This window comes from Chitinophaga varians, from assembly GCF_012641275.1.
GTDB lineage: Bacteria > Bacteroidota > Bacteroidia > Chitinophagales > Chitinophagaceae > Chitinophaga > Chitinophaga varians_A.
Genome location: NZ_JABAIA010000002.1, coordinates 1,700,308 through 1,724,399, shown reverse-complemented (window position 1 = coordinate 1,724,399; position 24,092 = coordinate 1,700,308). Strand labels below are relative to the sequence as shown.

Annotated in this window: 28 protein-coding genes; 10 read left to right on the top strand and 18 right to left on the bottom strand. The window is 48.8% G+C overall.

Translation table 11 applies throughout. From position 1 onward, the window contains the following. Positions 1-64: 64 nt before the first annotated feature. From HGH92_RS21730 to HGH92_RS21715, 4 genes are all read left to right on the top strand, one after another. Positions 65-727 (top strand): DUF4395 domain-containing protein, encoded by a 663-nt coding sequence (locus tag HGH92_RS21730; RefSeq protein ID WP_168872846.1) that lies wholly within the window; start codon positions 65-67, stop codon positions 725-727. A gap of 2 nt (positions 728-729) precedes the next feature. Beyond that, positions 730-2,241 (top strand): aminotransferase class V-fold PLP-dependent enzyme, encoded by a 1,512-nt coding sequence (locus HGH92_RS21725; protein ID WP_168872845.1) that lies wholly within the window; start codon positions 730-732, stop codon positions 2,239-2,241. Positions 2,242-2,473: 232 nt separating this feature from the next. Continuing rightward, positions 2,474-2,749: an RNA recognition motif domain-containing protein gene (locus tag HGH92_RS21720; protein WP_168872844.1), complete on the top strand. Its 276-nt coding sequence runs from the start codon at positions 2,474-2,476 to the stop codon at positions 2,747-2,749. Between the two features lie 102 nt (positions 2,750-2,851). Next, on the top strand, positions 2,852-3,310 hold the full coding sequence (locus tag HGH92_RS21715; RefSeq protein WP_168872843.1) for a cold-shock protein: 459 nt from the start codon (positions 2,852-2,854) through the stop codon (positions 3,308-3,310). Between the two features lie 114 nt (positions 3,311-3,424). Here HGH92_RS21715 and HGH92_RS21710 read toward each other — a convergent pair whose 3' ends face one another. Next, positions 3,425-4,165, bottom strand: coding sequence for an acyl-CoA desaturase (locus HGH92_RS21710; protein ID WP_168872842.1), 741 nt, complete (start codon positions 4,163-4,165; stop codon positions 3,425-3,427). A gap of 177 nt (positions 4,166-4,342) precedes the next feature. On the opposite strand from HGH92_RS21710, the gene HGH92_RS21705 reads away from it, so the two are divergent. The 4 genes from HGH92_RS21705 (at position 4,343) to HGH92_RS21690 (ending at position 8,415) form a co-directional block, all read left to right on the top strand. Beyond that, positions 4,343-4,771, top strand: a complete 429-nt coding sequence (locus HGH92_RS21705; protein WP_168872841.1) for a DUF2147 domain-containing protein — start codon at positions 4,343-4,345, stop codon at positions 4,769-4,771. A 173-nt stretch (positions 4,772-4,944) separates the two neighbouring features. Beyond that, positions 4,945-6,336, top strand: coding sequence for an aminopeptidase P family protein (locus HGH92_RS34210; protein ID WP_168872840.1), 1,392 nt, complete (start codon positions 4,945-4,947; stop codon positions 6,334-6,336). A gap of 55 nt (positions 6,337-6,391) precedes the next feature. After that, positions 6,392-7,708: a hypothetical protein gene (locus tag HGH92_RS21695; RefSeq protein ID WP_168872839.1), complete on the top strand. Its 1,317-nt coding sequence runs from the start codon at positions 6,392-6,394 to the stop codon at positions 7,706-7,708. A gap of 257 nt (positions 7,709-7,965) precedes the next feature. Further along, a complete protein-coding gene (locus HGH92_RS21690) occupies positions 7,966-8,415 on the top strand; it encodes an SRPBCC family protein (RefSeq protein WP_168872838.1) in 450 nt (149 codons plus the stop codon). A 70-nt stretch (positions 8,416-8,485) separates the two neighbouring features. Here HGH92_RS21690 and HGH92_RS21685 read toward each other — a convergent pair whose 3' ends face one another. Genes HGH92_RS21685 through HGH92_RS21675 form a run of 3 tightly spaced genes read right to left on the bottom strand, consistent with a single transcriptional unit; the run spans position 8,486 to position 10,920 of the window. Beyond that, entirely contained in the window at positions 8,486-9,253 is a 768-nt protein-coding gene (locus HGH92_RS21685; RefSeq protein ID WP_168872837.1) for an ABC transporter permease, read from the bottom strand. Then, positions 9,253-10,020, bottom strand: coding sequence for an ABC transporter ATP-binding protein (locus HGH92_RS21680; protein ID WP_168872836.1), 768 nt, complete (start codon positions 10,018-10,020; stop codon positions 9,253-9,255). The genes HGH92_RS21685 and HGH92_RS21680 overlap by 1 nt, the downstream gene beginning before the upstream one ends. 12 nt (positions 10,021-10,032) lie before the next feature. Further along, positions 10,033-10,920 carry a pentapeptide repeat-containing protein gene (locus HGH92_RS21675; RefSeq protein WP_168872835.1) on the bottom strand — a complete coding sequence of 296 codons (888 nt, stop codon included), beginning with the start codon at positions 10,918-10,920 and terminating at the stop codon, positions 10,033-10,035. A gap of 365 nt (positions 10,921-11,285) precedes the next feature. Here HGH92_RS21675 and HGH92_RS21670 point away from each other — a divergent pair, with 365 nt between their 5' ends. Together HGH92_RS21670 and HGH92_RS21665 are read left to right on the top strand one after the other, a co-directional pair. Next, positions 11,286-11,558 carry a DUF4242 domain-containing protein gene (locus tag HGH92_RS21670; RefSeq protein ID WP_168872834.1) on the top strand — a complete coding sequence of 91 codons (273 nt, stop codon included), beginning with the start codon at positions 11,286-11,288 and terminating at the stop codon, positions 11,556-11,558. 165 nt (positions 11,559-11,723) lie between these two features. Next, positions 11,724-12,089 (top strand): nuclear transport factor 2 family protein, encoded by a 366-nt coding sequence (locus HGH92_RS21665; RefSeq protein ID WP_168872833.1) that lies wholly within the window; start codon positions 11,724-11,726, stop codon positions 12,087-12,089. Between the two features lie 17 nt (positions 12,090-12,106). Here the strand turns inward: HGH92_RS21665 and HGH92_RS21660 are convergent, their stop codons facing one another. From HGH92_RS21660 to HGH92_RS21595, 14 genes are all read right to left on the bottom strand, one after another. Beyond that, a complete protein-coding gene (locus HGH92_RS21660) occupies positions 12,107-13,573 on the bottom strand; it encodes a hypothetical protein (protein ID WP_168872832.1) in 1,467 nt (488 codons plus the stop codon). 109 nt (positions 13,574-13,682) lie between these two features. Further along, complete coding sequence (locus HGH92_RS21655) at positions 13,683-13,931, bottom strand: hypothetical protein (protein ID WP_168872831.1); 249 nt, start codon at positions 13,929-13,931, stop codon at positions 13,683-13,685. Positions 13,932-13,961: 30 nt separating this feature from the next. Beyond that, the gene (locus HGH92_RS21650; RefSeq protein ID WP_168872830.1) at positions 13,962-16,349 is read right to left on the bottom strand and encodes a glycoside hydrolase family 16 protein; all 2,388 of its coding nucleotides are present in this window, start codon (positions 16,347-16,349) and stop codon (positions 13,962-13,964) included. Positions 16,350-16,372: 23 nt separating this feature from the next. Then, complete coding sequence (locus tag HGH92_RS21645; protein WP_168872829.1) at positions 16,373-16,828, bottom strand: hypothetical protein; 456 nt, start codon at positions 16,826-16,828, stop codon at positions 16,373-16,375. A gap of 14 nt (positions 16,829-16,842) precedes the next feature. Further along, positions 16,843-17,706, bottom strand: coding sequence for a hypothetical protein (locus HGH92_RS21640; protein WP_168872828.1), 864 nt, complete (start codon positions 17,704-17,706; stop codon positions 16,843-16,845). Beyond that, positions 17,703-18,188: a hypothetical protein gene (locus tag HGH92_RS21635; protein ID WP_168872827.1), complete on the bottom strand. Its 486-nt coding sequence runs from the start codon at positions 18,186-18,188 to the stop codon at positions 17,703-17,705. Before HGH92_RS21635 ends, HGH92_RS21640 begins: the two co-directional genes overlap by 4 nt. Next, entirely contained in the window at positions 18,185-19,030 is an 846-nt protein-coding gene (locus HGH92_RS21630) for a nucleotidyltransferase (protein ID WP_168872826.1), read from the bottom strand. Before HGH92_RS21630 ends, HGH92_RS21635 begins: the two co-directional genes overlap by 4 nt. 42 nt (positions 19,031-19,072) lie before the next feature. Further along, positions 19,073-19,369 carry a hypothetical protein gene (locus HGH92_RS21625; protein ID WP_168872825.1) on the bottom strand — a complete coding sequence of 99 codons (297 nt, stop codon included), beginning with the start codon at positions 19,367-19,369 and terminating at the stop codon, positions 19,073-19,075. Beyond that, positions 19,356-19,649: a hypothetical protein gene (locus HGH92_RS21620; protein ID WP_168872824.1), complete on the bottom strand. Its 294-nt coding sequence runs from the start codon at positions 19,647-19,649 to the stop codon at positions 19,356-19,358. The genes HGH92_RS21625 and HGH92_RS21620 overlap by 14 nt, the downstream gene beginning before the upstream one ends. Next, entirely contained in the window at positions 19,646-19,870 is a 225-nt protein-coding gene (locus HGH92_RS21615; RefSeq protein ID WP_168872823.1) for a hypothetical protein, read from the bottom strand. The genes HGH92_RS21620 and HGH92_RS21615 overlap by 4 nt, the downstream gene beginning before the upstream one ends. Positions 19,871-19,874: 4 nt before the next feature. Further along, complete coding sequence (locus HGH92_RS21610) at positions 19,875-20,339, bottom strand: hypothetical protein (protein ID WP_168872822.1); 465 nt, start codon at positions 20,337-20,339, stop codon at positions 19,875-19,877. Next, complete coding sequence (locus HGH92_RS21605) at positions 20,293-21,531, bottom strand: hypothetical protein (protein ID WP_168872821.1); 1,239 nt, start codon at positions 21,529-21,531, stop codon at positions 20,293-20,295. The genes HGH92_RS21610 and HGH92_RS21605 overlap by 47 nt, the downstream gene beginning before the upstream one ends. Continuing rightward, on the bottom strand, positions 21,531-22,085 hold the full coding sequence (locus HGH92_RS21600; RefSeq protein WP_168872820.1) for a DUF6046 domain-containing protein: 555 nt from the start codon (positions 22,083-22,085) through the stop codon (positions 21,531-21,533). The genes HGH92_RS21605 and HGH92_RS21600 overlap by 1 nt, the downstream gene beginning before the upstream one ends. Next, the gene (locus HGH92_RS21595) at positions 22,082-23,890 is read right to left on the bottom strand and encodes a tape measure protein (RefSeq protein ID WP_168872819.1); all 1,809 of its coding nucleotides are present in this window, start codon (positions 23,888-23,890) and stop codon (positions 22,082-22,084) included. Before HGH92_RS21595 ends, HGH92_RS21600 begins: the two co-directional genes overlap by 4 nt. Positions 23,891-24,092 lie beyond the last annotated feature (202 nt).

Here is a 24,092-nt window from a genome sequence, read left to right as displayed (position 1 = left end):
CGCTTCCTAATTTTATATCGCCGGCAACCCAATACCAAACAATTACCCTTCAACCTTAACAAACATGAACAAGTTTATCCAATTCGGCGAAAAAGTAGATGGTTATGATATTCCCGTGTTAAATGAGCGGGAGATCAGGGCCGCAGCAGGTATTCTCTTCCTCGCCACTTATACCTCCCTGATGTTTATTCTTTTTGACGGTAACTTTGTGATGCTCAAATACGTCATCTCCCTTTTCCTGCTTGACCTGCTGATACGGGTGTTTATCAGTCCGCGGTTTGCCCCTACCCTGATTTTAGGGCGATTGATTGTCCGCAACCAGGTACCTGAATATGTAGGCGCGCCACAGAAGCGGTTTGCCTGGAGTATTGGCATCGTACTGTCGGCCACCATGTTTTATCTTTTCCTGATTGTCAATGCCTACAGCCCTATCACTGCCCTGGTATGCTTTATTTGCCTTTGTTTCCTGTTTTTTGAGGCGGCCTTTGGCATCTGCCTGGGATGCCTTGCTTATCCGCTTTTCTTTAAGAAAGCCGTGCAGCATTGTCCCGGTGAAGTATGTGGACCGCAGCACCGGCAGGCCATCCAGAAAGTATCTGCCGGTCAGCTGGCCATGCTGGCATTGTTCATCGCGTTGCCGGTACTGGCATCGTTTTTCCTGCACCGGCATTTCAGCAAAGCGCCGCATGCCATGTTCAAATTCTCCGAAACGACTAAAACAAAGTAGTCATGGCATCTTATCCCCTGCCCTGCAAAAGCCGGCTGGAAGACTATTTCGCTGTTTACCGCCGTCATACTATCGGTCTTCAGCAGGTTTTTCATTCCCCTTATGGCGAAAAAAGAATTGTCTATGCCGACTGGACCGCCAGCGGGCGTGCCTATGGGCCTATCGAAGATATGTTGCGGCAACAGGTACTGCCCTTTGTGGGTAACACCCATACCCATGCCACTATCATTGGCACGTACATGTCTGAAGCATATGAAGCAGCGAAACATATCATTAAAACACATGTCAACGCCACGGAAGAAGATATCCTGCTTTTCTGCGGCAGCGGCATGACCAGCGCTGTCAACAAGTTACAACGGATACTGGGCCTGCGGGTGCCCGGCCGCGCTGCAGACTACCTGCACTGCGCACTACGGCATGAAACACAAAGACCGGTTGTATTTATCACCCATATGGAGCACCACAGCAATCAGGTGAGCTGGCTGGAAACTGTGGCCACCGTGGAAATCATCGGGCACGATACAGATGGCAACGTGGACCTGCAACATTTCAGCGCGTTATTGGAGCGGTACAAAGACCGTCCTGTTAAGATCGCTGCCGTCACCGCCGCGTCTAATGTGACCGGCATCCTGACGCCTTACCACGACATCGCGAAACTGGTACACCGCTACAGCGGCTGGTGTTTCGTGGACTTTGCGTGCGCGGCGCCTTACTGTCATATCAACCTGCACCCCGAAGATGCCGCGGCCAGCCTGGACGCGGTCTATTTTTCACCGCATAAATTCCTGGGCGGGCCAGGAACGCCGGGCGTATTGATTTTTAACAAAAACCTTTACCATAACGCTGTCCCAGATCATCCCGGCGGCGGCACCGTAGACTATACGAACCCATGGCACGGCCACGACTATACTGCCGATATCGCGCAACGGGAAGACGGCGGCACACCACCTTTTCTGCAGGGCATCAAAGCGGCCATGTGCATCCGGCTGAAAGAAAACATGCAGGTGCGTTACATCCGGCAGCGGGAAGCAGCGCTGCTGGACATTATTCTCCCGCGGCTGGCACGGATACCACAGTTGCAGGTGCTGGAGCCACAGGCCGTACATCGCTTGGGGGTCGTCTCCTTTATTGTGACAGGGGTACATTACAACCTGGTCGTACGGCTGCTCAATGACCGGTTCGGCATCCAGCTGCGCGGTGGATGTTCCTGCGCCGGTACCTATGGCCATATGCTGCTCCAGGTAGACAGGGAGCAGTCTCATGCCATCCGGCAGTCCATCCTTTCCGGGGACCTCTCCCATAAGCCCGGCTGGGTGAGGCTGTCCGTTCACCCTACCATGACCGATCAGGAGGTACATTATATACTGGACGCCATTGAAACCACCATTTTCCATGTAAAGGAATGGAGCAGCGACTATCACTACGATGCTTCCTCCAATGAATATCATTTTAAAGGAATAGTTGAAAAATCGCCACAGCAACAGGTATTGGGCTGGTTTAACACAGGGAGCTGATTACCCTTTTTCCCTTTGGCCCTCCGACAGGCAACCGCAGCCTATAGCTGCTGAAAGCCGGAGGGCAGCTCCGTTTATAAATAATCTCTCGTTTGTTGATTTTAAAGCTTATCTTTACCAAATTACAAGGCTCCTGCCTGCAGCTTCTTCTGACTTAGTCTGGATCACATCTTTTCTTCCTCAGTCTTCGCTTTTCCAGCCGCCATATTCCTCATATTTTAAATTTACGCTCATGAACATTTTTGTTGGCAATTTAAGCAGCCAGACAACTGAACAACACTTAACCGCCCAGTTTTCCCCATTTGGCATTGTACGCAATTGCAAAATAGTTACAGACAATTATACCGGCCGTTCCAGAGGCTTCGCTTTTGTGGAAATGCCCGTTGATGCTGAGGCAGAACGTGCTATCAGAGATCTGAACGGCACCGCCATCGACTCACAGTCTATTGTTGTTAATGAAGCCAGGCCAAGAGTAGAGCGGGAACGCTTTTCAAGGTCCAGGTATTAATCCTCAGCCACATTTCTTTTCAAATAAATTTTCGCCCCCAGATTAGACACAATAATCTGGGGGATAACTACGCGATCATGCGATTAACTTAAATCAGCAACTATGGGTGATTCTTTTTCAAAAAAAGAAAACAGAAACAAAAAAAACAAAGCAAAACAAGACAAAGCACAAAAAATGCAGGACCGGAAAACGAACAATAACAAAGGTAAGAGCCTGGAAGACATGCTCGCCTATGTAGATGAGAATGGCAATCTCAGTTCGTTTCCCCCGAAAGAAACCAGAAAAGTCCCGATAGACTCAAATGATATCCTCATAGGCGCTACGCCCCGGCCTCCGGAAGATCCCATCAGAACGGGTGTCATTAATTTTTTCAATACCACCAAAGGATTTGGGTTTATTACGGATGATAAGTCCAGGGAAAGTATATTCTTTCATGTTAACGATGTAGCTGAACCTGTAAAAGAGAGAGACAAAGTGTCTTTTGTACGGGAGAGAAACGCAAAGGGCTACAATGCCACCGCGGTTAAAAAAGCCGGTCCCGAACCTAAAAATTCTTTCTGACCCATCAGTTTCCACTAAAATATACTGAGCTTAGCAAAGGCCAGCTGACAACAATATGCTGATTAGCATTCATGTTGTCAACTGGCCTCTGTATTTTAACAAGCTTTGGTATTTTTAGCAAGCTTTGGGCTGATGACTCAGCCTGATAACTTTTAAAAAAGACAACAGGCGGATAACATAGTACACCGGGTCTACCTCAAACCAGCGCCGACCGAAATTCACAGAAGACGGATGCTTATGGTGGTTATTGTGGTAAGATTCACCCAACATTAACACATCCACGAACAACAGGTTCATGGCGGTGTTTCGCAGCTTGAAATTGATATAACCATATTTGTGCGCAAACCAGTTCACTATCGCTCCGTGGAAGGCGCCCATCGTTACTATAATTGGTAAAAGCAGGTACTGGTACGGATTTGTGGCAAATACGATAAAAAACAGCACATAAGCCGCTACCCAGAGCAGCCGGGAAAGGGCGCTGTTGGCAAACCGGTCAAACCAGCCCCACTCCGGGAGGTTTCTCGTGTACCGCGGCTCGACTTCCATTTTACCATGGAGTACCTGCTGATATACCGTTCTGGTATCCCACATCATCGAAAATATATTTGACGAGTAGGAAGGTGAATGCGGGTCCAGCTCTGTATCTGTGTGCGCGTGATGTAATCTGTGCATAACCCCGTAAGCCCTGGGGCTCATATAGGACGATCCTTGCGTGATATAGGTAAATATAAAGAAAAACCGTTCCCAGCCTTTATTCATGGTAAATGCGCCATGAGCGGCATATCGGTGCTGAAAAAAAGTCTGGGAGAATAAAGAAAGATACCAGCTGGCAGCAAAAAAAATAATGATGACCATATTTGAAATTTTTTGAAGCGGGAATAAATCTCAAATATGCCTGTAGAATAAATGAAAGTATAAAACGCTATCCGGTGAGTAAGATGGTAAATATAGCCCTTTAGTTGTTAAGAAAACGGTAAATAGCTATCTTCAATCAAACAAGGTATTTATTTTCGTACAGCAAAGATTAGCAATATGAAACTATTGACATTGGTATTAGGGCTATGTATGGCCAGTCTGACAGGATTTTCGCAAGTTGCCGGCGCTATCAACGGACAGTGGCTTAACCCGGAAAAAGACGGCAAAGTGGAAATCTATGAGTCTTCCGGAAAATATTATGGTAAACTGATATGGATGAAAGAGCCATATGAGGCCGATGGAAAAACACCCCGGAAAGACTCCAAAAACAAAGATGCCAAACTGCGGGAGCGGCCGGTCATGAACATGGTGATACTGACCAATTTCAAATTTGAAAAAGGGAAATGGGTAGATGGTGAAGTGTACGATCCCAAAAGCGGTAAGACGTACAGCAGCGTTATGGCACTGAAAGGCGATAAGCTGGAGATCAGAGGTTACATTGGCACGCCGCTGTTAGGCAGGACGGCCATATTCACCAGGCCCTGACACACGAAATTATCATTATCTGCCCCTGTCTTATTCAACCGGGGCAGATAAATACTAAGTCCATTGTTATCTCCCCGTTTTGCAATTATTAACCTCCTCTGTGCCCATTTTAACCCATTTATAGATCGTCCGTATTTGTTGTTTATTTTTAACGCGCTTAAAATCATCACGACGTGTTTTCAAAAGAAACTTATATCAACAGAAGGGCCAGGCTGCAGGCTGATATGGGCAGCGGTATTATTTTATTGCCCGGCAACGACGACAGCGGCATGAACTACCGGGACAATATCTATCCTTTCCGGCAGGACAGCACCATCCTGTATTTCACCGGCCTCGACAGGCCGGGGCTTACCTTTCTGCTGGACATCGATCATAACCGGGAGATATTATTTGGCAACGAAGCCACGGTGGAAGAGATCATGTGGACCGGCCCCGTGGACTCACTGGCAGCAGACGCCGCCCGGGCGGGACTGACAGACATAAGGCCATTATCGCAGCTGGGGGATTTTCTGGCGCAGGCCGTACAACAACAACGCCCGGTCCATTTTCTGCCACCCTACCGGCCGGAACACACCCTGAAGCTCTCCGCCTGGCTGGGCATTCCTGCGGCAACGGTAGCACAGCGTGTATCCGTTCCGTTGATAAAAGCAGTCATCAGCCAGCGTGCCATTAAAACAGCTGAAGAGATAGCACAGATAGAGACCGCCGTGAACACCACCATAGACATGCAGCTGAAAGCCATGGAACTGGCCGCTGCGGGGGTGACAGAAACAGCGATCGCCGGCCGCCTGCAGGCCGTGGCCATCGCTGCCGGCGGTAATATATCCTTTCCCGTTATATTGACGGCCAATGGCCAGTTCCTGCACAACCACCCGCACCAAACCGCTTTCCGTGACGGTCAGCTGGTGCTCTGCGACTGTGGCGCAGAAAACGCAATGCGGTATGCCGGCGACCTTACCCGTACCCATCCTGTCAATAAAAAATTCAGCACCGCGCAACGGGAAGTCTACGATATCGTATACAACGCCTATAAAGCTGCCGCCGATGCCGTAAGACCAGGCATCCGGTTTAAAGATGTTCACCTGCTGGCCTGCGAACAGCTGGCAGCCGGGCTGATCTCCCTCGGCCTCATGAAAGGCAATGCCAAAGAAGCCGTGGCAGCGGGCGCACATGCCCTCTTCTTCCCCTGTGGCCTCGGACATATGCTGGGACTGGACATTCATGATATGGAAGGTTTGGGCGAGGAATACGTTGGTTATACAGATACCCTGAAGAAAAGCAGGGAGTTCGGATTAAAGTCGCTCCGCCTCGGCCGTGAGCTGGAAGAAGGTTTTGTTTTCACGATAGAACCCGGCATCTACTTCAATCCCCTGCTCAACGCCGCCTGGGAAGCCGAAGGTAAACACCGCGATTTTATCTGCTACGATAAACTGGCCGCCTACAATGATTTTGGCGGCGTGCGACTGGAAGACAATTTCCTGATAACAGCCACCGGTAGCCGCATTCTTGGCCGTCCGTTCGCTAAAACAGCTACTGAAATCGAAGAACTGATTGCTTCTTTATAAAGACCCCAGGGCTAAAGCCCTGGGCCACAGGCTACGTTTAAATACACGCTTATACATGAAAAACACCTTGTGGCTGCTGCCGCTTTTAGTATTGTTCGCCTGCAACACAGGCAAAGAAAAGGATACCGCCAAGCAACAGCTTGACCGGCTCGCACAGCAGTACGTGCGCCTGGGGCTGAACATCGGTCAGTATGACCCGGATTTTGTAGACGCCTACTACGGGCCGGATTCGCTGAAACCCGCCGCTAAAAAGGACGTCTTTCCGAAAGACAGTTTCCTCGCTGAAGTAGCGACACTCCAAAAAGCATTGCATGACATTGCCGGCACCACCAGCAACGATACGCTGCGAGTGCGTGCCAACTGGATCACCCAACAGCTCACCGCTTTCGGACGCCGTATCCGGATATTCTCCGGTGAACACGAAGCGTTTGATGAGGAATCCAAAGAATTGTTCGGGGCCGTGGCACCTGTATACCCGGAAGAACACTACCGTGCCCTCATCGCAGAGCTGGACAGCCTGCTGCCCGGCAAAGGCCCTGTGGCACCACGCTTTCAGCAACTGGCCAACCACTTCGTTATCCCGGCGGACAGGCTGGACACCGTTTTTAAAACAGCTATCGCCGAAGCGCGCAAACGTACTTTGCAGCATTATGATCTTCCTTCCACGGAGAGCTTCACGCTGGAATATGTCAGCGGCAAACCCTGGATGGGTTACAACTGGTACAAGGGAAAATATCAGAGCCTCATCCAGGTGAGCGCAGACCTCCGGATTTTTATTGAAAAAGCGATAGACCTCGGCTGCCACGAAGGTTATCCCGGTCACCATGTGTACAATATGCTGCTGGAAAAAAACCTGTACCATGATAAGGGATGGACAGAAATTTCGCTGTACCCGCTTTTCAGCCCACAGTCGCTGATTGCAGAAGGCAGCGCCAACTACGGCATTGAACTGGCTTTCCCCGGTGAGGAGAAAACCACCTACACGAAGAATGTGCTGCTGCCGCTGGCAGGTCTCGACACCACCGGCATCACCACTTATTTCAAGGCACTGGACATCAAAGGCCGCCTCAATTACGCACGCAATGAAGTGGCCAGGGGCATGCTCAACGGCACCATGAATGATTCCACCGCCGTGCAGTGGTTGCTGAATTACACCCTGCTCAACCAGGAGGCGGCGGAAAAAGGATTGCAGTTCATCCGCAAAAACCGCAGTTATGTGATCAACTACAATTATGGACAGGAGCTGATCAAAAACTATATCGATGCGAAAAGCCCTGCCGGACAACCGGAGAAAAGATGGGAAGCTTTCGGTTATCTGCTGAGCAACCAGATCACCCCGGCTGACCTGATCAAAGCAGGAGCCGCTAAATAATATTATTCAGATATCATAAAAAAGTCCCTTGCAGCGGCCGTCTGCAAGGGACTTTTTTATGATTGCGCAAAGATGGTCCTTAAAATAAAATTATGTCGCAATCAGCCCGCTAAATTGTCTTATGCTGCCTCCCTCCAAATGCAATCTTCTTAGCATCTTTGTTGTGTTGATATCAAACAGCAAAAATGGAGCAGCCACCATTTCAAAAAACGGGCGGGACCGAAAAGCCAGATGAGTAGGAAACAAAAAAAAATCTTATGTCAGACAATACAGTTTCACTACACAGAGTACTTAAGACAACTCCTGAGAAAGTATACCGCGCTTTCACTCAACCACTGGCCCTTGCAGCCTGGCTGCCTCCCTACGGGTTTCTCTGCACTGTCCATGAAATGGACGTGAAAGTAGGTGGCAAACACAGGGCGTCATTCCATAACTTCTCTACCGGCAATGGTCACTCTTTTGGAGGAACATACCTGGAGCTGAAGCCTGGTGAGCTGATAAAATATTCGGATAAATTTGAAGATCCCAATTTGCCGGGAGAAATGACCACCACCGTCTCCCTCCGGAAAACGATAGCCGGCACAGAAATAAAAATTACCCAGGAAGGAATTCCTGCCGTCATTCCTGTAGAGATGTGTTACCTTGGCTGGCAGGAGTCACTGGAGAAACTGGCGAAATTAGTGGAGCCGGAGATACCGGACGCATGATTTTCATAAAAGTATTGACAACACCAAAGCCGCATCAATCCTGTGATTTATGTGGCTTTCGTTATGTAGCTTACGCCCGCTTCCTGTATACCCGCATGGCAAACGCATAAGCCACAAGCATAATACCGAGGCACCACGCCAGCGCCAGCCAGATTTCCCCTCCGACAGGCTGCCCGGACAACAATGCGCGGATGGCTTCCACCATTGGCGTCAATGGCTGGTTCTCCGCAAACGCACGGACACCTGCCGGCATCGTTTTAGTGGGCACAAATGCAGAACTGACCAGCGGCAGAAAGTGAATAGGATAAGCAATGGCACTCGCACCATCCACCGATTTGGCGGACAAACCCGCTATCGCTGCCACCCAGGTCAATGCCAGCGTGAACATAGCGAGGATACCACCCACTGCCAGCCATGACAGCACGCCCGCGGGGGAACGAAAACCCATCAGCAACGCTACCAGCACGATGACCGTCACAGAAATAACGTTAGACACCAGTGACGTCAGCACATGCCCCCACAACGCTGCAGAGCGCGCAATCGGCATGGAGTTGAAACGTTCAAATATGCCGCGTTGCACATCGGTAAACAACCGGAAAGACACATAGCCGATACTGTTAGCCACGGCAATCAGCAGTATGCCCGGCAACAAATAATTCACATAGTTGTCAGTGCCCGTTTGAATGGCACCGCCCAGCACATACACAAACAGCAGCATCATAGCGATAGGCATGATAGTCACCGTGATGATGGTATCCATGCTGCGAAAAACATGACGCAGGGAACGTCCGAGCATCACGCCCATGTCCGAGAGATAGTAGTTTTTTACGGCTTCCATTATATTTCAGTTTTTTGGCCAATAATTGACAGAAAGATTTCTTCCAGCGTAGGCTGTTTTTCAATGTATTCCACTTTCGCCGGCGGGAACAGCTTTTTCAGTTCTCCCAGCGTACCGTTCACAATGATCCTGCCTTTGTGCAGGATAGCGATCCTGTCGGCCAGCTGTTCCGCTTCTTCCAGGTACTGCGTGGTGAGAAATACGGTAGTGCCGCTGCCAGCCAGTTCTTCGATGATCTTCCATACTTCTATGCGGCCTTCAGGGTCCAGGCCGGTGGTGGGCTCATCGAGGAATATCACGGAGGAATTGCCCACCAGGCTCATAGCGATATCCAGCCGGCGGCGCATACCACCGGAATAGGCAGACGCCCGGCGATGGGCCGCATCCGAGAGGCCGAAGCGTTGCAGCAGGTCGTCCACGATCAGGTCGGGATGCGGAAGATGCCGCAGCCGGGCCATCATCATCAGGTTTTCCCGTCCTGTCAATATCTCGTCCACTGCGGCAAACTGGCCGGTCAGGCTGATAGACTGCCGCACATGGCCGGGCTGTGATACTACATCAAACCCGTTGACGATAACCTGGCCGCTGTCATGCTGAAGCAGCGTGGCCAATATCCGGACGATCGTCGTTTTGCCGGCACCGTTAGTGCCCAGCAGTGCGAAAATACTGCCCTTCTTCACCTCGAAATCCACGCCCGTGAGCACCGGAAGGTCCTTGTACGATTTTTTTAATCCCTTTACAGAGATAGCGATTCCATTTTGAGACATGTTACTTGTTTTCTATGCTGTTAACAATGTGATGCCACGCACGTCCGCTTTCCCGCTTTTCAGGAATTCGTAAGTGATACGATCGGCCTGGCAATCCACAAAACGGAGTTGTTTCAGGCTCCTGCATTTAAAGAAAGTGTTGATGAGTGTTGAATTTTGAAAGGTCACCCTGGAAAACCCGCAGTTGTCAAAAGCGCAGTCCGTTAACGTGCCTTCAAAAACCAGGTCGGCAACCGAGGAACTGATAAAAGCGGTACCGTTCAATACTGCATCGACCATGGTGTTTTTCTGGAAACTGCTCGATTTGAAAACCACCCCGGTCAAATCCGCGCCGGAGAAATTGCAGCTTTTAATATGGCTTCCCGAAAACTCAGCGGCCTTCAGCGAGCATTCCTTAAACAGATTGGTGTCCAGGTGGGAATGTTGAAACTGGCTGTTGCTGATATCAGCCTCAGAAAAGTCGCAGCTGACAATATGATTGCCCTTCAGCAGCAGCCCCGACAGGTCAGCTCCGATGAATTTGCAGCGCTGCATGTTGGAAGAACTGAATTTTTCATGCAGGTGCTTTAGTCCTGAGAAGTCGGCATCCACCCAATTTCCCATGGACATGTCCCAGCTGTGCTTGTTTTCCGGCTTTGCGGCGGCTGGTGGCTCTTCCGCAAACTTTCCGGCTACAGCATCTGTGCCGGCCGACAGGAAGTGTTCGGAAAAATAGTTCAGGTCCACCCCTAATATAGGTGCCAGCCGGTTCATGGTAATAATGTCCGGAACAGACTCTCCCCGCTCCCACTTTCCGACAGCCTGCGGACTGATAAACAGCTGTTGAGCCAGTTGCGCCTGGGACATATTAGCCTCTTTTCGTGCTTTGGCGATTTTATTGCCGATGATCTTTGCTTCCATTGAAAATGTTTTTTCGATACAGCAAAGGTATTGGGGTTCTTTTTCAGAAACGGCAAAACAACCGCTCCCGTTAGTTGTAATGTCGCCACTTACAGTTGTAATACAACAACCACTGGTAGTATATAATTGAATTTGAGCAGTTTATAAACCCAGGAACGCTGAGCGCCACCCAGAGCGATTGTCCGTTATAACAAGCCCGGCTGGCAGGAAAATATCCTGCCAGCCGGGTTATCTGAGATAATTGTACCTTTAGGATGTACATTTTTTGTTTCTCCATTGTCCCGCCACAATACGCCAGAACCTGCCAAAGCCCCGATAGCAAAGAAAATTAAACGTCATGTGATAAACATTTAAACCCCTGTATTATGCCTAAGTATGTTATTGAACGCGAAATCCCTGGTGCCGGTAAATTATCAGGAGAACAACTGAAAGCCATCTCGCAGACTTCCTGCGGCGTTTTAAGAAATATGGGCCCGGAAATCCAATGGGTACACAGTTATGTGACCGGGGATAAAATTTATTGCGTTTATATCGCGCCCAATGAAGAGATGGTCCGTGAACACGCCAAACAGGGAGGCTTTCCTGCCAATTCGATCAGTGAAGTAACGGGCGTCATCGACCCCACCACGGCAGAGTAACACTTATTGCCGGCACGTCTGCAGCCGGTATAACAGATAACCAGATTGGTGACCCGGACAATTCCGTTAATCACCAATCTGGTTACCTGTGGCCTATTTCCGCTTTGAACGCCGATATCCCCGAACTTTCCCTACTTTTGACCATCATTTTTCCAAACATTCCTTATGTCGGCAAACAACCAACTCGAACTCACTGCACAAACCTGGCTTAATGCTTTTAATGAACGTGACCTTGAAAAATTACTGTCCTTATATCACGACCAGGCGGTGCATTACAGCCCTAAGCTGAAAATACATCAACCGGAAAGCAACGGTCTTGTGAGTGGGAAGGAAGCGTTAAGAAAATGGTGGCAGGACGCTTTTGACAGACTTCCTGCATTGCATTACCAGGTAAATACCCTCACCGCCAACGACAAGCGGGTTTTTATGGAATACATCAGACAGGTGCCCGCTGAACCGGACATGCGGGTTGCGGAAGTGCTGGAAATAGCGGATGGCCTCATTGTTGCCTCCCGTGTGTATCATGGATAGGTGCACTCATCCCTGCATTAAACGCTCATATAGGTATGAAGATGCCTGATCCATACGATATCATCCTTTTTTGCCGTATTATACGCAGCATCCCAAAACCGGATAAAGCCGATGCTTGTTAAATCTGCATAACGTTTCACAGTTGTATCATTCGGATTGGCACCGGCATTGTCAAACCCACGTAACGAAGTAGAAGCGGAGCCAAATGGCAGGCCTCTGAAAGTAATGACCTGCAGAGCATCTGTTACCTGGAAGCGTTGCAATAAAACTTCCAGTGTGATAATGACCATTTTCCCGATTCTGGCATACCCTGCCTTGTCCAGCCGCCATATTTTATAATCAGGAGAGGAATTGACCGGGTCGAGTGTTGGTACCCAGGTGCCGTCTTCATAAGCCGGGACGTCCGTTGCCAAAGCGATCGTACCGCTTTTATCAGGAAAATTAAAGGTGCGAGCGCCGGTATTGGAAAATTTAAAAAAGCTGTCGTAAGACAATGCGGAATCTTTAATTGCCAGTCCGGCGCTGCTGCCGTAGATAGCGTATCCATTGCCCGTATTTTTATATCCATCAGATTTATTTAAACAAATGGACGAGTTGAAAAAAGCAAAATTACCGAATGTCTTTTCTCCGGCCACGGTTTCGTTACCTGTGAGGTGAACGACATCCGTGTTGTTCGCTTTGGTGTTCAATACGGCCTGCTGGGCAGTGCTGACGGGCTTGTCGATATCCTTTGTATTGTCCGCATTACCCAGTCCTACATCGGTTTTGTCCAGTACGACGGCACCTATTTTATTATTCACAGACACCACTGCATCAGTGTTGCTGACTTTCTTCCAGCCGGCAGTCCCGTTACTGATGATCCAGTCGCCGGTTTTATAGGCTTCGCCGTTATAGTTCCCGGCTTCATTTATCAGAAAATACCAACCCAGATTGACGGCGCCGGCTGCGGGTAACGGCTGCCCATCGATAGTTGTATCCGAAGAGCTGATCAGATCCTTTACGGTGGCATAAAAGCCCTTAAATTTCACATTGCCTAAAACGGCATCCGGCAGTTGTGATATTACTATCTTGCCGGTTGTGCTGTCCAGACTGGCTTTTGTTTGCAGTTTATTGTCCATTTCGGCTTTGATGGCGCCGGCTTGCTCACTTATTTTACTGTTCAACTGGTAAACGGCCGCACTTGTTGCCAGCACATCGGACGCATTCTGGTCAGTAGCATCAGAGACCGTGTTGGGCACATTGGCCAATCCCACCTGGGCTTTCGTCACGTTATGCGGATTGCTCTGGCTGGCCACGTGATTGGCGATAGCTTCCTGGTCAGCCTTGGCGTTTAGTATTGCCCGTAGTCCGGCTATATTATCGATGGGCAGCTGGTCTTCCGTCAAATGGAAATAAGAGTCCATCAAATCCCAGAATTGTTGTTGGGTAGGATAATCTCCTGTCTCAAACCAGGATTTCAGCCTGTTTCTGTTTTGTAAAGCCATAGTTTTTATTGAGACAGCCAACCGGCATCATCTAACCGATGATACCGGTATATGCTGAATTATTTACAGTTCGTATAAAGGGATAACATTAACAATAGGTCTGCCGGAATTACATGCCGGCATTGCCATTTTCCGGCGCAACCGGCAGTGGCAGATCTTTCCAGGCGATATTGGCATAAGCCAGCAGCTCTCCGCCTTCCTGTTCAACGAATTCTCTGTCCAACAATGAGTCTGGCGACAGTGCCCGGCGTACCGGGTTTCCGAATCCTATCATTTCACCGGAAGCGTTATAATACGGTTCTTCCCATTTAGCATGAATGATTTTGTTCGATAAGATTTCAACGGATAACTTCTTCATGATTGAATATTTTATTTGGGGGTAACAGTATTATACAAATTGTTTAAAGCCGGCAAAGGGATAGGTTTCTCCCACCAACCTGTTGGCGCCGCCGGCCACCGTGTCTGTAAACGGTTCGAAGGACATACGGCTCACCAGCATTTTCTGGTATCTCCAGTCTGCCACAGGACCGGCCCAGGCGCCCAGCGGGTCTACCTTCCAGGGTTCATTACGGTCAGGTTTTGAAGGGAACCAAAGACCTACCGTCCACCTGCCTGGCACGTCTGGTACAAAATGGCTGTTCACCTGTACCCTTGCACCGTCCACAAAAAACTCCACCCTGTCGGCATACCAGTCGAACCGGAATTCATGAAACCGGCCATCCCATACATTTCTGTCGAGGCTTGTCAGCATGGCCAGGTATTCGTCCTGGAAAGGATCTGTGCCGAACGTAAAGCCGTTACCGCCTCCCAGTTCACCTTTCCAGTTATTACATTTCATGTTGAACTTCGTAGGTTGATAGAGCCGTTGTATTTCATCATTGACCTTTACCCAGCTCTCTGCCAGATTGGGCTTTGCGGCATTGATCAGTTTCCAGGTGCCGTTTTTGGAGGTATCCGGATCATTGGCCACCGCCACCAGTTCGCCATTCCATACGATGTTGTAGTTAGGCGTCAACATTTCCGCCACTGTAGCAAAAACGTACATGGCGTTGTGGCTGGGCAGCTCAATATCAATTTCATTGTTTTCCACGATGTAGTAGCCGTCCTCGTAGCTTCCCTGCCGGCGCAGGCCTTGTGCCAGCAGTTGTTCATAGCGTGGGTCCTGCGGATATACTTCCCCGTAGTGGAAGGTCCAGAACGCCGGCGCCACGCCGATCTTTTCCGGTAATTTCGCTGTAATCCTGAAACTGCCGTAGCCACAATATTCCTTCGTAGACATCACCGCGCCCACCCTTCTCTTCCAGGGGTTGCCAAACAACGGGTCATTGGGGATATCGTGCTTTTTGGGGCTCCCGTCCCTGTTGTACCCCTGCAGACTTCCATCATAGGAGTCGCCATGCGCCTCAAACACCAGCAAATTGTCCTGTATGTAGATGTTTTCAGGCGCCACGCCGCCGTTGGCGCCGCCCCAGGCTTTTGCCATCGGGTAAAACGCATTGACCACGGTACGGCCGGCCTCTGTGGGGTTGTTTTCAAAATCCGCGACTATGGGAGCCAATGCCTTAGCATCGGGCAATACCTCTATGTCTATCGGCGCAGTCACGCCTGAACTGTTTTGGATGTAAAACTTCCGGCGGCCCACCGGGGCATCCGGAGGTACGGTACATACAATACGATCGTTGTTCAGTACGATCATGTTCTTCCGGAGTATCTGGTATTTGTTGGCAGGATCAGTAATGTCCTCCAAAATACCGATAGGATAAGGCGGGTCCTGGTACTTTCCGGCAATATTACCATCCATGATGATATCGGTGAAGTAAACATATTTGAACACACCGCCCACCGCGCTCATCACAGTGCTGTTATCTACCGTTTTATTACCGATTTCCAGGTTATGCAAATTGTTGTCCACGAAGGCGGAAGCATTGCTGAACTGTCCGGTGGCAGCGTCCACATAGTTGAGCCACATTTTGGACTGTGCCGGGTCCGCCGCTCTGAACACCAGTATTTTATTCCAGCTGTCGGGGTTGATGGTCCCGTTACTGATCATCTCCTCTGATGCAGAAGCGCTTTTCTGTCGCCAGTGGATTTTACGCGTCGCACAGTCTACATACACATATATCCCGTTTTCCCCGGCGGCCATTACTGAGATGAGCGGCCATTCACCGGTGGCAGGCAAGTCTGCCGCCGCCACATAAAAGTGTACGCCGATGGAATAATATTTATTTCCGGTGTTGCTGGTGATATCCGCCAGGGTAATGGGCACAACAATCCCGTCTCCTTTTTTACCAACCTTCAATCCGATATGGTCCAGCACCTTTACCGTGCTGCCGGTGGAGCTACAGTTGGCAAAATTTCCAAACCAGTCCCTCATAGCGTATTCCAGCGAATAATATGCGCCTATTTTGGGTGGCAGCATGGCATCCCTGAAACTGCCGGCCGGCTTATTATAAATAAGTTCTGAATTATGATAATATTTCTGCGGAATGTCAGCCGTTTTAAATTCAGTGGGCACGTTGACCGTCATATCCAGCTTGCCACCGGCGGGGTCGTTGTTGATCAGCCTGAAGACATAGTTCTCACCGCTCTTTAAGTCACTGATAGCGGGTGGATTAAACACTGTCCCGTCAGGCAATATCATTAGCGCGTTGGATATGGTTGTATAATTACTCTCCACATCGGCGGCTTTTGCTTCCCGGACTTTCAGTGTCATCACCTGCAACTGCGCAGCCTCTTTACCGGGTATCCAATTGATTTTCTTAAGCTCAAAATTCATATAATAAATTTTAACAGTATCGGTTAAACGAAATTATTCAGTTCCATACTGCCGATCACGCCCGGACTGTTACCCGCGCCCTTAGTCATATACAACCGGAACCAGAGATAGTTTTCGTCATCATACTTTTCATATAATTCGCCGCCACCATTAATTTTAGGACAAATCACCTGTGTACCTTTTACCGCTTTGGGGTATTGGGTGTTCAGGTCGTCGTCAGACAAAGGGCTGGTGATATCGGCCCGCACTATTTTTGTGGTACGGGCTATCGTTTCCTGCAGCAGTTGAAAGAGCGTGGTATATGCTTCCTGGTCTGCCTTTGCAGCCAGCAGCTGCCGTAGGCCGGTGATATTATCGATACCGATCTGGTCTTCTGCTTTATGTAAAAAGCTGTCTATCCATTCCCAGAATTGCGTCTGTGTTGGATAAGCGCCTGTTTGGAACCAGGACTTCAGCTTATTTCTTGATTGAATGGCCATGATATTTTTCCTTTTTAAAGTTTCATAATCCAGAGGGTCACGAAAAACGGCGGGCGGTTTTCGTGCGGGTACCCATATCCTGAACTACTGGTGGTACCGTTATAACCAAGCCTGTTGGGGTTTATTAACCATCCCGGTCCGTAGTCGTTTTCCTCTGCGCCGTCTCCCCAGGTATTATTGTCCTGATGAGGGGAAGCATAGCCGTGGGTGTGAGGCCCGTTCTGTTCGGCCGTTAACGACACCCAGTCTTTACCGCCGGTTTTTCCGAAATCGTTATAGTCAAACTGGAGAGGATCATAACCTACAGCAAATCGTCCGCCACGGTTTTTGGTGCCGTTGGCGCCATTACAAACAGCCCATCCGGTCCGTTCATTAATCCCTAAACCGGTGCTGTCAAAATTCGCCTGTAAATACGGCTTGCTGCAATCAATTTCTATTACGTCCCCTCTTTTCCAGACGTTGTCTATTCTTTGGCCAAGCCTTGTTTCCAGCGATGCGATGGTATTTTTTAATCCCAGCAGGGTTTCGATGCGTTGCAGGCTGCTGTAGGCAATGCCGCCGGCAGCAAAACGAGCCTGTCGGGTGAAATAAACGTTCCGATCTACCAGGTCGGCAAATTTCCGGGGCTCTGCCAGTTCCTCCACAATCCAGGTGGATTGTTTGGGTCCGCCAATAAAGGGCAGCAGTTCACCGTTATAACTGATCCATCCGTTAGCCACGGTGCTGCCGGTTTCTTCCATTCCGGACACGATCACTGCGCTACCTACCAACCGGGCCAGTGCGCCCAAAGATTCGCGGTAAGACTTCTGCATAAAGTCCAGCGTATACTGGGTCATCGGGAATCCGCCAAGGTTTGTTAATTCTTCTACTCTGTTCATGCTCTTTGTATTTTATAAGTCTTACCAGCTAATTTGTAGTTATTAATTAAAGCGCCCATTTCGTTTTCGTCGAAGTACAGGTTACGGGGGGTGAACACATAAAAACTAACGGGGTTGCTTCCCACCTCTTCTTCCGTATACAGGTACAGTGGCTTATTTTCGGCTTCCTGCCAGAGGTACACCGGTTTTTGTTCAATTTCCTGGTAGAGAAAAACCGGTTCGTAGATCATCCCATCAGAAATTTTAATTCTTCTTTGCGAAATGTCGTAGCGGTCGTTTAAAAGCCTTTCCAGGTAGACTACCTGCGGGGTTATTTTTAACCGGTACAGGTTAGCGTCCCGGTTGCGCCTGAATTGCTGATACAAATAATTCACGGGGTTGCACAGTGCCAGCAGCCATGCCACATGTCTCATTTTACGCAGCCGGGGTGGCATCAGTAACCTCACCAGTTTGGGAAAGTCTATTTCATAAATCCTGCTCATATAATCACACTTTGTGGGAGGTATTCAATATGCAGATCATCCTTCGGCGTTTTTATTCTCAGGTAGCCGGCATCCGGACTGTACTTTACATCAAATGCGGTGAATGGTACGTCGGAATAGCTGGCCTGCGCCTGTACAATATGGGGGATCACGACACCATCTACTTTTTGCAGCGCATCCACGAGGTAAGACAATACAAATACACCGTTAAACGGCAGGTTTCTCAGATAGGTTTTGATACAAGTCAGTACCGGTTCTGAATCTGTGCCATCCAGACGGGCGCCGTCTTTGTCCAGCACCAGCGGGTTATAGTAGATTTTCAGCGTTAGTTTGAGGCTGTCAGCGTCACGGCTTTCAACGATCAGCGGGTTTACGCCGGCATCCTTGATGCGCTGCATGTATTCCCCGAAGGCATCCAGTTCCGTCGCTGTCAGCGGGGCCAGGTCAACGGCGTTCATTTTAGCCACTTTCATTTTCAGGCCTCTTGTCTGTTCCACCACTGCGCAGAAGGCCACAATCTTTCTTTCGTTGATCTGTTCTTCGGTCAGCCCTGTGTTATCGTAGTAGTCTTCGTCCTGCACCAGTTCAGCGCCATACTGAAAGTCTTTTGCCTTATTGGCGTACCACCGCAGGTGATGCGGCGAGCGTTCATCAATCAGGCTGGTCACTTCCGCCTTATGCTGGTCGAAAAGGTTCTCTACCGCCCAAACGGTCACGGCCACCACATAGGTCCACATCCGCCAGATGGCTGTTTTGCTGGTACTTGTCAGACCAGACAAGGTAGCGGATGTATTCACCCTGCCAATGATATCTTCCTGTATTTCGGTTATTGTTCTTGCCATAATAAAATGTTGTCCTGTTACGCTCTGTTTCTGTGCCTGGTTTTAACTTACCCTGAAATCGATCTGTATTCCCATATATCCGATGCCTCCTTTGATAGCTGCATCGTCTTCAGCAGTAAATGCATTGGCGGGAAAGATCTTATTATCTCTCAAATATTGAAACACTCTCCTGTCAGTCACCTCCACATCGGGCACCAGCAAATATTTTCCCGGCACCAGGTTATCGGTAATGCTCAGTTCATTAGCACCGGCAAATGCGAAGAGGGTATCAATTCCGCCTTTTGTCTGCATAGCAATGTCCAACAGGCATTGATGTGGTTTTATATCAACTGTTTCCATATACTGCGTCTATATTTAGTTCTCCTTTATCGTTGATATCAACTGATTTCACCTGCATGCCATCTCCCACAAACTGCATTTGTAATTCGCGCAGCAGGTCGCCGATGTTGTTGTCCTGCAGGTAACCAAAAGCATCTATGCCTATTGTCGGAAATTCCTTGAAGGAACCTTTGTTATTGATCAGCAGCATTTCCTGATGTTGCAGGGTACTAAAGCCAGCTACCAGGTCTCCATTGGCTATGTCCAGATCGATGTCTTTATTAAATAATATATCTTTCATGATAATTGACCGTTAAAAACGCCTGTTACCGGTCCCCCGTTAGGGGGCGCCGTTAATCCGGCCGTGTAATTAATCTGTGCGGTTTTCACATAGGTATCCACCGCTTCTGCCAATTTGCTGCAAAACATCTCCAGGCTTTGTTCTTCATCCGCATCAGCATCCTTTACATCTTTGAATACCTTTTTAATATCTGCGGCCAATGTGCTTTTATTCAGTGGCATGGTACTATTTTATAAGTTTGGATAAACGGTCCTTGATCGCAACAAACGCCGCTTTGTTCATGGGGGCATAGATTTTCACGATTTCGTCCAGCAGATCGTCCAGGCATTTTTTCAGCGTGTCATTGCCATTGCCGACCAGTAAACCGTCTTTATCAAACTCCATGTATTTTTTATCAGCGTTGTATTTTATCTTTTCGATTTTTTCTGTGCTGATCACCACATAGTCATCGCTGCCATTTATACGGCCGATCAACACACTGGAACCTTCCGGCGGAATAGCTGCTATCCCGTCATGCGTACCGGCTACGGAACGCAGGCGAACGTTGGCAATGTTTAATCCGGTGGCCAGCTGTACGTCCACCACACCCGCTTTTTCATCTGTTGCGATTACCGTGGCCGGAATGATAGTGGCATGCGTTTGGCTAAGCTTTCTTAGGCCCTGCACCAGTTGTGCCTGTTGTTTGTTCATCTTTCTTAGTTATTTTATCGCCAATTCCACAAACCCTTCTGGCGCCGCCGGTTCCAAAAGTCACCTCGGTACTGTCCAACACATATTTACCGTCTCTGTCTGTATAATTCTGGTCCGTTAATGACACCGCAAAACCAGGCACCGCAAATGGTTGCAGGAAAGCCGTCACTTTTCCGTCATAGCCGTCATAGGTTAAATCTTTAAGCATCCTGAGTGCGGCTCCCTTCAACCCTTCCTTCGGGTCTATACGGGGTACGTAAAATGTCCGGATATCCCCCTTTTCGCCCACTACTTCATCTATTGCAACGTTCCGGCTGGTAAAATGAATCACTTTCACCTTTAGCGGCGCGTCAACAGCTTTCCTGTACCGTAATTGGTCGCTGCTGGCAAGGTTCCATCCGATAGCATATTTCACGGCATTTTTGACTTCTTTGTATTCCAGGGGCTCCAGTTTATTTCCTGTCCACTTTCTATTTTTCTTATAGGCGGCCCTTTTTCCCAGTTGTATATCTTTCAGCCCGGCATACAATTCCGGTCCGTTGAAATAAATAGTCACATAGGCATCCTTTTTTAATTTTTCCAATGCCTCCGTTCCCGTCTCACCATTAAAACTCATGCTCACCAATGGAATATCGGGGATATTATCACTCAGTACAATATCCGTACCTTGCCTGATGAACTCCAGCACCTCCCTGACGGTCGTACCGGGTGGTTCCTTGTTCTCCGGGTCTTTTTTACGATAATCCTGTAATTCCTTTAAGGACGGAAACTCTTTTGTGATCACCTTGTTCCGCAGCTGCCAGCTATAACCTTCGCATTCGATCTCGCAGGGGGTAGTGAAATTTATTCTGCTGACAAAACCTTCAAACTCCAGTTCGAGGTCACCATCATATCCCAGCCATATTTCCACATGGTCACCAACGTTAAAGAATGAAGCTGTATTCTCCTGCACTCTCTGTCCTACTCCCTTAATGGCTTCTTTGGTAATCGTAAATTTCCTGTCTATATCATTCTCTCCGGGTTTCAATAAGGAGGGGGTGTTCAACTCTCCAGCCTTAAACAGTACAGCAGAAGTGGGTAGCCTTATATTGGCAGTATCCACAAATGAGTAGATGCTCCTCTTTACTTTCACCTCATTTACTTCATTGAAGCGGTGCCGGCCTATTCGTATTTCACAGGTAAGTCTGAACATCAGTCAAGAATAAGTTTAAATTTACTGTCAGTAATCAGGTTTATTTCATAGGGCTTTACATTCTCTACGCCCACAACCTCGGGCCAGGTGATGTCTGTAAAGACCACCCTGTCCCCATCTTTCATAAAGAGATCCGTTAACGCACTTCGGATAAAGAATGCTATATTCTTTTCGAAATAGTCATTTAATTCTTTGATCTCCTCCAAAGGATACATGTTATCTTCTCTGATGATGATACCCCTGATGTTGATTTTGTAATCCTCCGTGTTAATCAGCTCCTTAACCGTACCCGCACGGTTTACCATGGCGGTTTCCACAATGGTTTTACGACAGGTTATTTTCATCACCGGGTTCCGGAGCACCAGGTCATTCCCCAGCTGTGTTGTACCAATACTCACCGGCATAAAATAGGGGCGGCCAAACTGTTCCCTTCCATAAAAAGGAGCCTTGCTTCCACCCGCGGCGTTGCCTGGCTTATGTATAATATCAAAAGGCGGAGGATTATAATTCCAGATGTCCTTAAAATACTTCTCTAATAATAACTTGGTTGTCATATATTGATGGCGTTTGCACTGTTTAATACACGGAGGAAAGCTTCTGTCACCATTTGTTCCACCTCATTGGCACCTTCTTTCAGTTGCGTGGTGTGGATATTGATGTTGTCGAACAATTTCTGGAGGTTAATGATAATATTCTTGTTACCACCACCAGTAATTCCTTCTGTTTTATTTTTCGCACCGTCCAATCCGCTAAGTTTCGCTCCGGGGGCCGTATTTCCCTCACCTGTAAAGCCTGTTGGCATCACCGGCGTGGCAAACGGGTTGCCAAGTTTTATTTTTGGGGCATTGACTCCTTTTCCATACCCTTCGTTAAATGCGGCCTTCACTTTTCCGCCGTTGTTGTAGGCGTTCTTTATAGCGGTAACACCGGTCAGGTCAGCCACTGCTGTTTTCCCCACTTCCCATGCCTGGCTCCATTCACCTTTGAACATGTGCATGAGCGCCTTCCCGATGCCACTGAGGCCGGACGCTACCCCTTTCAGGCTATCAATAAGGAAATCCTTTATCAACCCGATAAATGCTTTCATGGCTTCCCAGGTGCCCCACAGTCCTCCTCTGAATTTCTCAAAAGTGTTCCAGCAATAGATGACAACACCAATCAAGGCCACGCCGGCACCTACCATCAGGCCAATCGGACTGAGATTCATCACCAGGTTCAAAGCCGCCTGCCACATTGTCCATAATTTATAACCGAGGATCAGGCCTCCTATTACCGTGCCCAGAAAGCCAAACCAGTCAGCGTTTTGCGTAAGCCATACCGCAGCGGTCTGTAACCAGGTAGCGATCGGGATCAGTGCATTGTCGATAAAATCCGCAGCAATAGGCAGTAGTGCCGATCCGATAGTTGTCTGGACAGTTTGTAAAATATCATTGAACTGTCCCCATCTGGATGTCGCGGATTCACTCTGGTCTTTCATGCCATTGGCGAAAGCGCCGTTACCGGAAGCCGCATCTGCCATCACGGTAGTCAGTTGTTTAGCCGAAATTTTGCCGGCCTCCAGGCGTTTCTGCAACGTTTCCACTTCAATACCTGTCTTGGCTGAAATTCGCTCCAGCGGATTAAATCCTGCCGCAGCCAGTTCTTTTGTGGTTTCTGAGGTAAGTTTGCCGCTCTCGGTAATCTTGCTGTAAGCCTTCACCAGCTCAGTCATTTTTTCCTTGTTGCCACCGCTGACATTGCCCAGCATGGTCAACGTGGGAAGAATATTTTTCGCCGCCACGCCGCTTTGCATTAGCCCCTGCGCATTACCAATCAGGTCATTGGTCCTGAAAGGAGTGCTGGCACCCATGTGCTGTAAACTCGAAATCATTTCTTTGGCACTCTCCGCACTTCCGGTAAATTTCTTAAATGCCAGTTCTGTCTGCTCTATGTCCATGCCCATTTTGATAAGGCCAGCGGCCCCGCTGATCACCTTGTCGATGGGAAAATTATACTCACGTTTTTCCTTCTTCTTCTTTCCGGCATCTCCGGTGTCGTCAGCGGAGCCCGGCAGGGAGGATGACGATGCCATGGCGCTCGCAGCAGCAGTGGCCTTGTTCAGCTCATTGATCGTGCTGCTGAACGTATTAACACTGTCGATCCTTCCCTGCAGACTGGTCTTTACCTTATCCAGCGCAACAATCGAGGCCATGGATTTGGAATTGCTGCGTAAGGCTTCTATTTTCTCCAGCTTTTTCTGGATTTCCCCGATAGACATGCTCATGGTGCCGTTGTTGGCAATCACTTTCCGCTGCCAGTCAGACACTTTCCCAAACGCAGCAATAGCGGCTTCGTTCATCTCTCCAAATCCTACGCTCATATCGTTACTCTTTTTTGCTTTTCCGGACCAGTCCTTATCGGAAGGACTGTCCTTTTAATTCTCTTTGCCTTATATCGTGCAGTTGCGCGAACTTCTGCGCCCACTGCGCATCCGTCAGCTGCGAGGTGTCTACCTGCGGCAAATAATATTCAAACAGCGTTTGTATATAACCCAGCGGATTACTTTCAAAATCGCCGGACGC

Bases quoted from the DNA above. Each gene is read 5' to 3' on its own strand.
- HGH92_RS21620 (WP_168872824.1), bottom strand. From the start codon at position 19,649: ATGAAAGATATATTATTTAATAAAGACATCGATCTGGACATAGCCAAT.
- HGH92_RS21665 (WP_168872833.1), top strand. From the start codon at position 11,724: ATGTCGGCAAACAACCAACTCGAACTCACTGCACAAACCTGGCTTAAT.
- HGH92_RS21645 (WP_168872829.1), bottom strand. From the start codon at position 16,828: ATGGCCATTCAATCAAGAAATAAGCTGAAGTCCTGGTTCCAAACAGGC.
- HGH92_RS21720 (WP_168872844.1), top strand. From the start codon at position 2,474: ATGAACATTTTTGTTGGCAATTTAAGCAGCCAGACAACTGAACAACAC.
- HGH92_RS21725 (WP_168872845.1), top strand. From the start codon at position 730: ATGGCATCTTATCCCCTGCCCTGCAAAAGCCGGCTGGAAGACTATTTC.
- HGH92_RS21715 (WP_168872843.1), top strand. From the start codon at position 2,852: ATGGGTGATTCTTTTTCAAAAAAAGAAAACAGAAACAAAAAAAACAAA.
- HGH92_RS21675 (WP_168872835.1), bottom strand. From the start codon at position 10,920: ATGGAAGCAAAGATCATCGGCAATAAAATCGCCAAAGCACGAAAAGAG.
- HGH92_RS21630 (WP_168872826.1), bottom strand. From the start codon at position 19,030: ATGGCAAGAACAATAACCGAAATACAGGAAGATATCATTGGCAGGGTG.
- HGH92_RS21595 (WP_168872819.1), bottom strand. From the start codon at position 23,890: ATGAGCGTAGGATTTGGAGAGATGAACGAAGCCGCTATTGCTGCGTTT.
- HGH92_RS21625 (WP_168872825.1), bottom strand. From the start codon at position 19,369: ATGGAAACAGTTGATATAAAACCACATCAATGCCTGTTGGACATTGCT.
- HGH92_RS21695 (WP_168872839.1), top strand. From the start codon at position 6,392: ATGAAAAACACCTTGTGGCTGCTGCCGCTTTTAGTATTGTTCGCCTGC.
- HGH92_RS21635 (WP_168872827.1), bottom strand. From the start codon at position 18,188: ATGAGCAGGATTTATGAAATAGACTTTCCCAAACTGGTGAGGTTACTG.
- HGH92_RS21660 (WP_168872832.1), bottom strand. From the start codon at position 13,573: ATGGCTTTACAAAACAGAAACAGGCTGAAATCCTGGTTTGAGACAGGA.
- HGH92_RS21615 (WP_168872823.1), bottom strand. From the start codon at position 19,870: ATGCCACTGAATAAAAGCACATTGGCCGCAGATATTAAAAAGGTATTC.
- HGH92_RS21655 (WP_168872831.1), bottom strand. From the start codon at position 13,931: ATGAAGAAGTTATCCGTTGAAATCTTATCGAACAAAATCATTCATGCT.
- HGH92_RS21680 (WP_168872836.1), bottom strand. From the start codon at position 10,020: ATGTCTCAAAATGGAATCGCTATCTCTGTAAAGGGATTAAAAAAATCG.
- HGH92_RS21650 (WP_168872830.1), bottom strand. From the start codon at position 16,349: ATGAATTTTGAGCTTAAGAAAATCAATTGGATACCCGGTAAAGAGGCT.
- HGH92_RS21685 (WP_168872837.1), bottom strand. From the start codon at position 9,253: ATGGAAGCCGTAAAAAACTACTATCTCTCGGACATGGGCGTGATGCTC.
- HGH92_RS21705 (WP_168872841.1), top strand. From the start codon at position 4,343: ATGAAACTATTGACATTGGTATTAGGGCTATGTATGGCCAGTCTGACA.
- HGH92_RS21600 (WP_168872820.1), bottom strand. From the start codon at position 22,085: ATGACAACCAAGTTATTATTAGAGAAGTATTTTAAGGACATCTGGAAT.
- HGH92_RS21690 (WP_168872838.1), top strand. From the start codon at position 7,966: ATGTCAGACAATACAGTTTCACTACACAGAGTACTTAAGACAACTCCT.
- HGH92_RS21605 (WP_168872821.1), bottom strand. From the start codon at position 21,531: ATGTTCAGACTTACCTGTGAAATACGAATAGGCCGGCACCGCTTCAAT.
- HGH92_RS21710 (WP_168872842.1), bottom strand. From the start codon at position 4,165: ATGGTCATCATTATTTTTTTTGCTGCCAGCTGGTATCTTTCTTTATTC.
- HGH92_RS21610 (WP_168872822.1), bottom strand. From the start codon at position 20,339: ATGAACAAACAACAGGCACAACTGGTGCAGGGCCTAAGAAAGCTTAGC.
- HGH92_RS21670 (WP_168872834.1), top strand. From the start codon at position 11,286: ATGCCTAAGTATGTTATTGAACGCGAAATCCCTGGTGCCGGTAAATTA.
- HGH92_RS21640 (WP_168872828.1), bottom strand. From the start codon at position 17,706: ATGAACAGAGTAGAAGAATTAACAAACCTTGGCGGATTCCCGATGACC.
- HGH92_RS21730 (WP_168872846.1), top strand. From the start codon at position 65: ATGAACAAGTTTATCCAATTCGGCGAAAAAGTAGATGGTTATGATATT.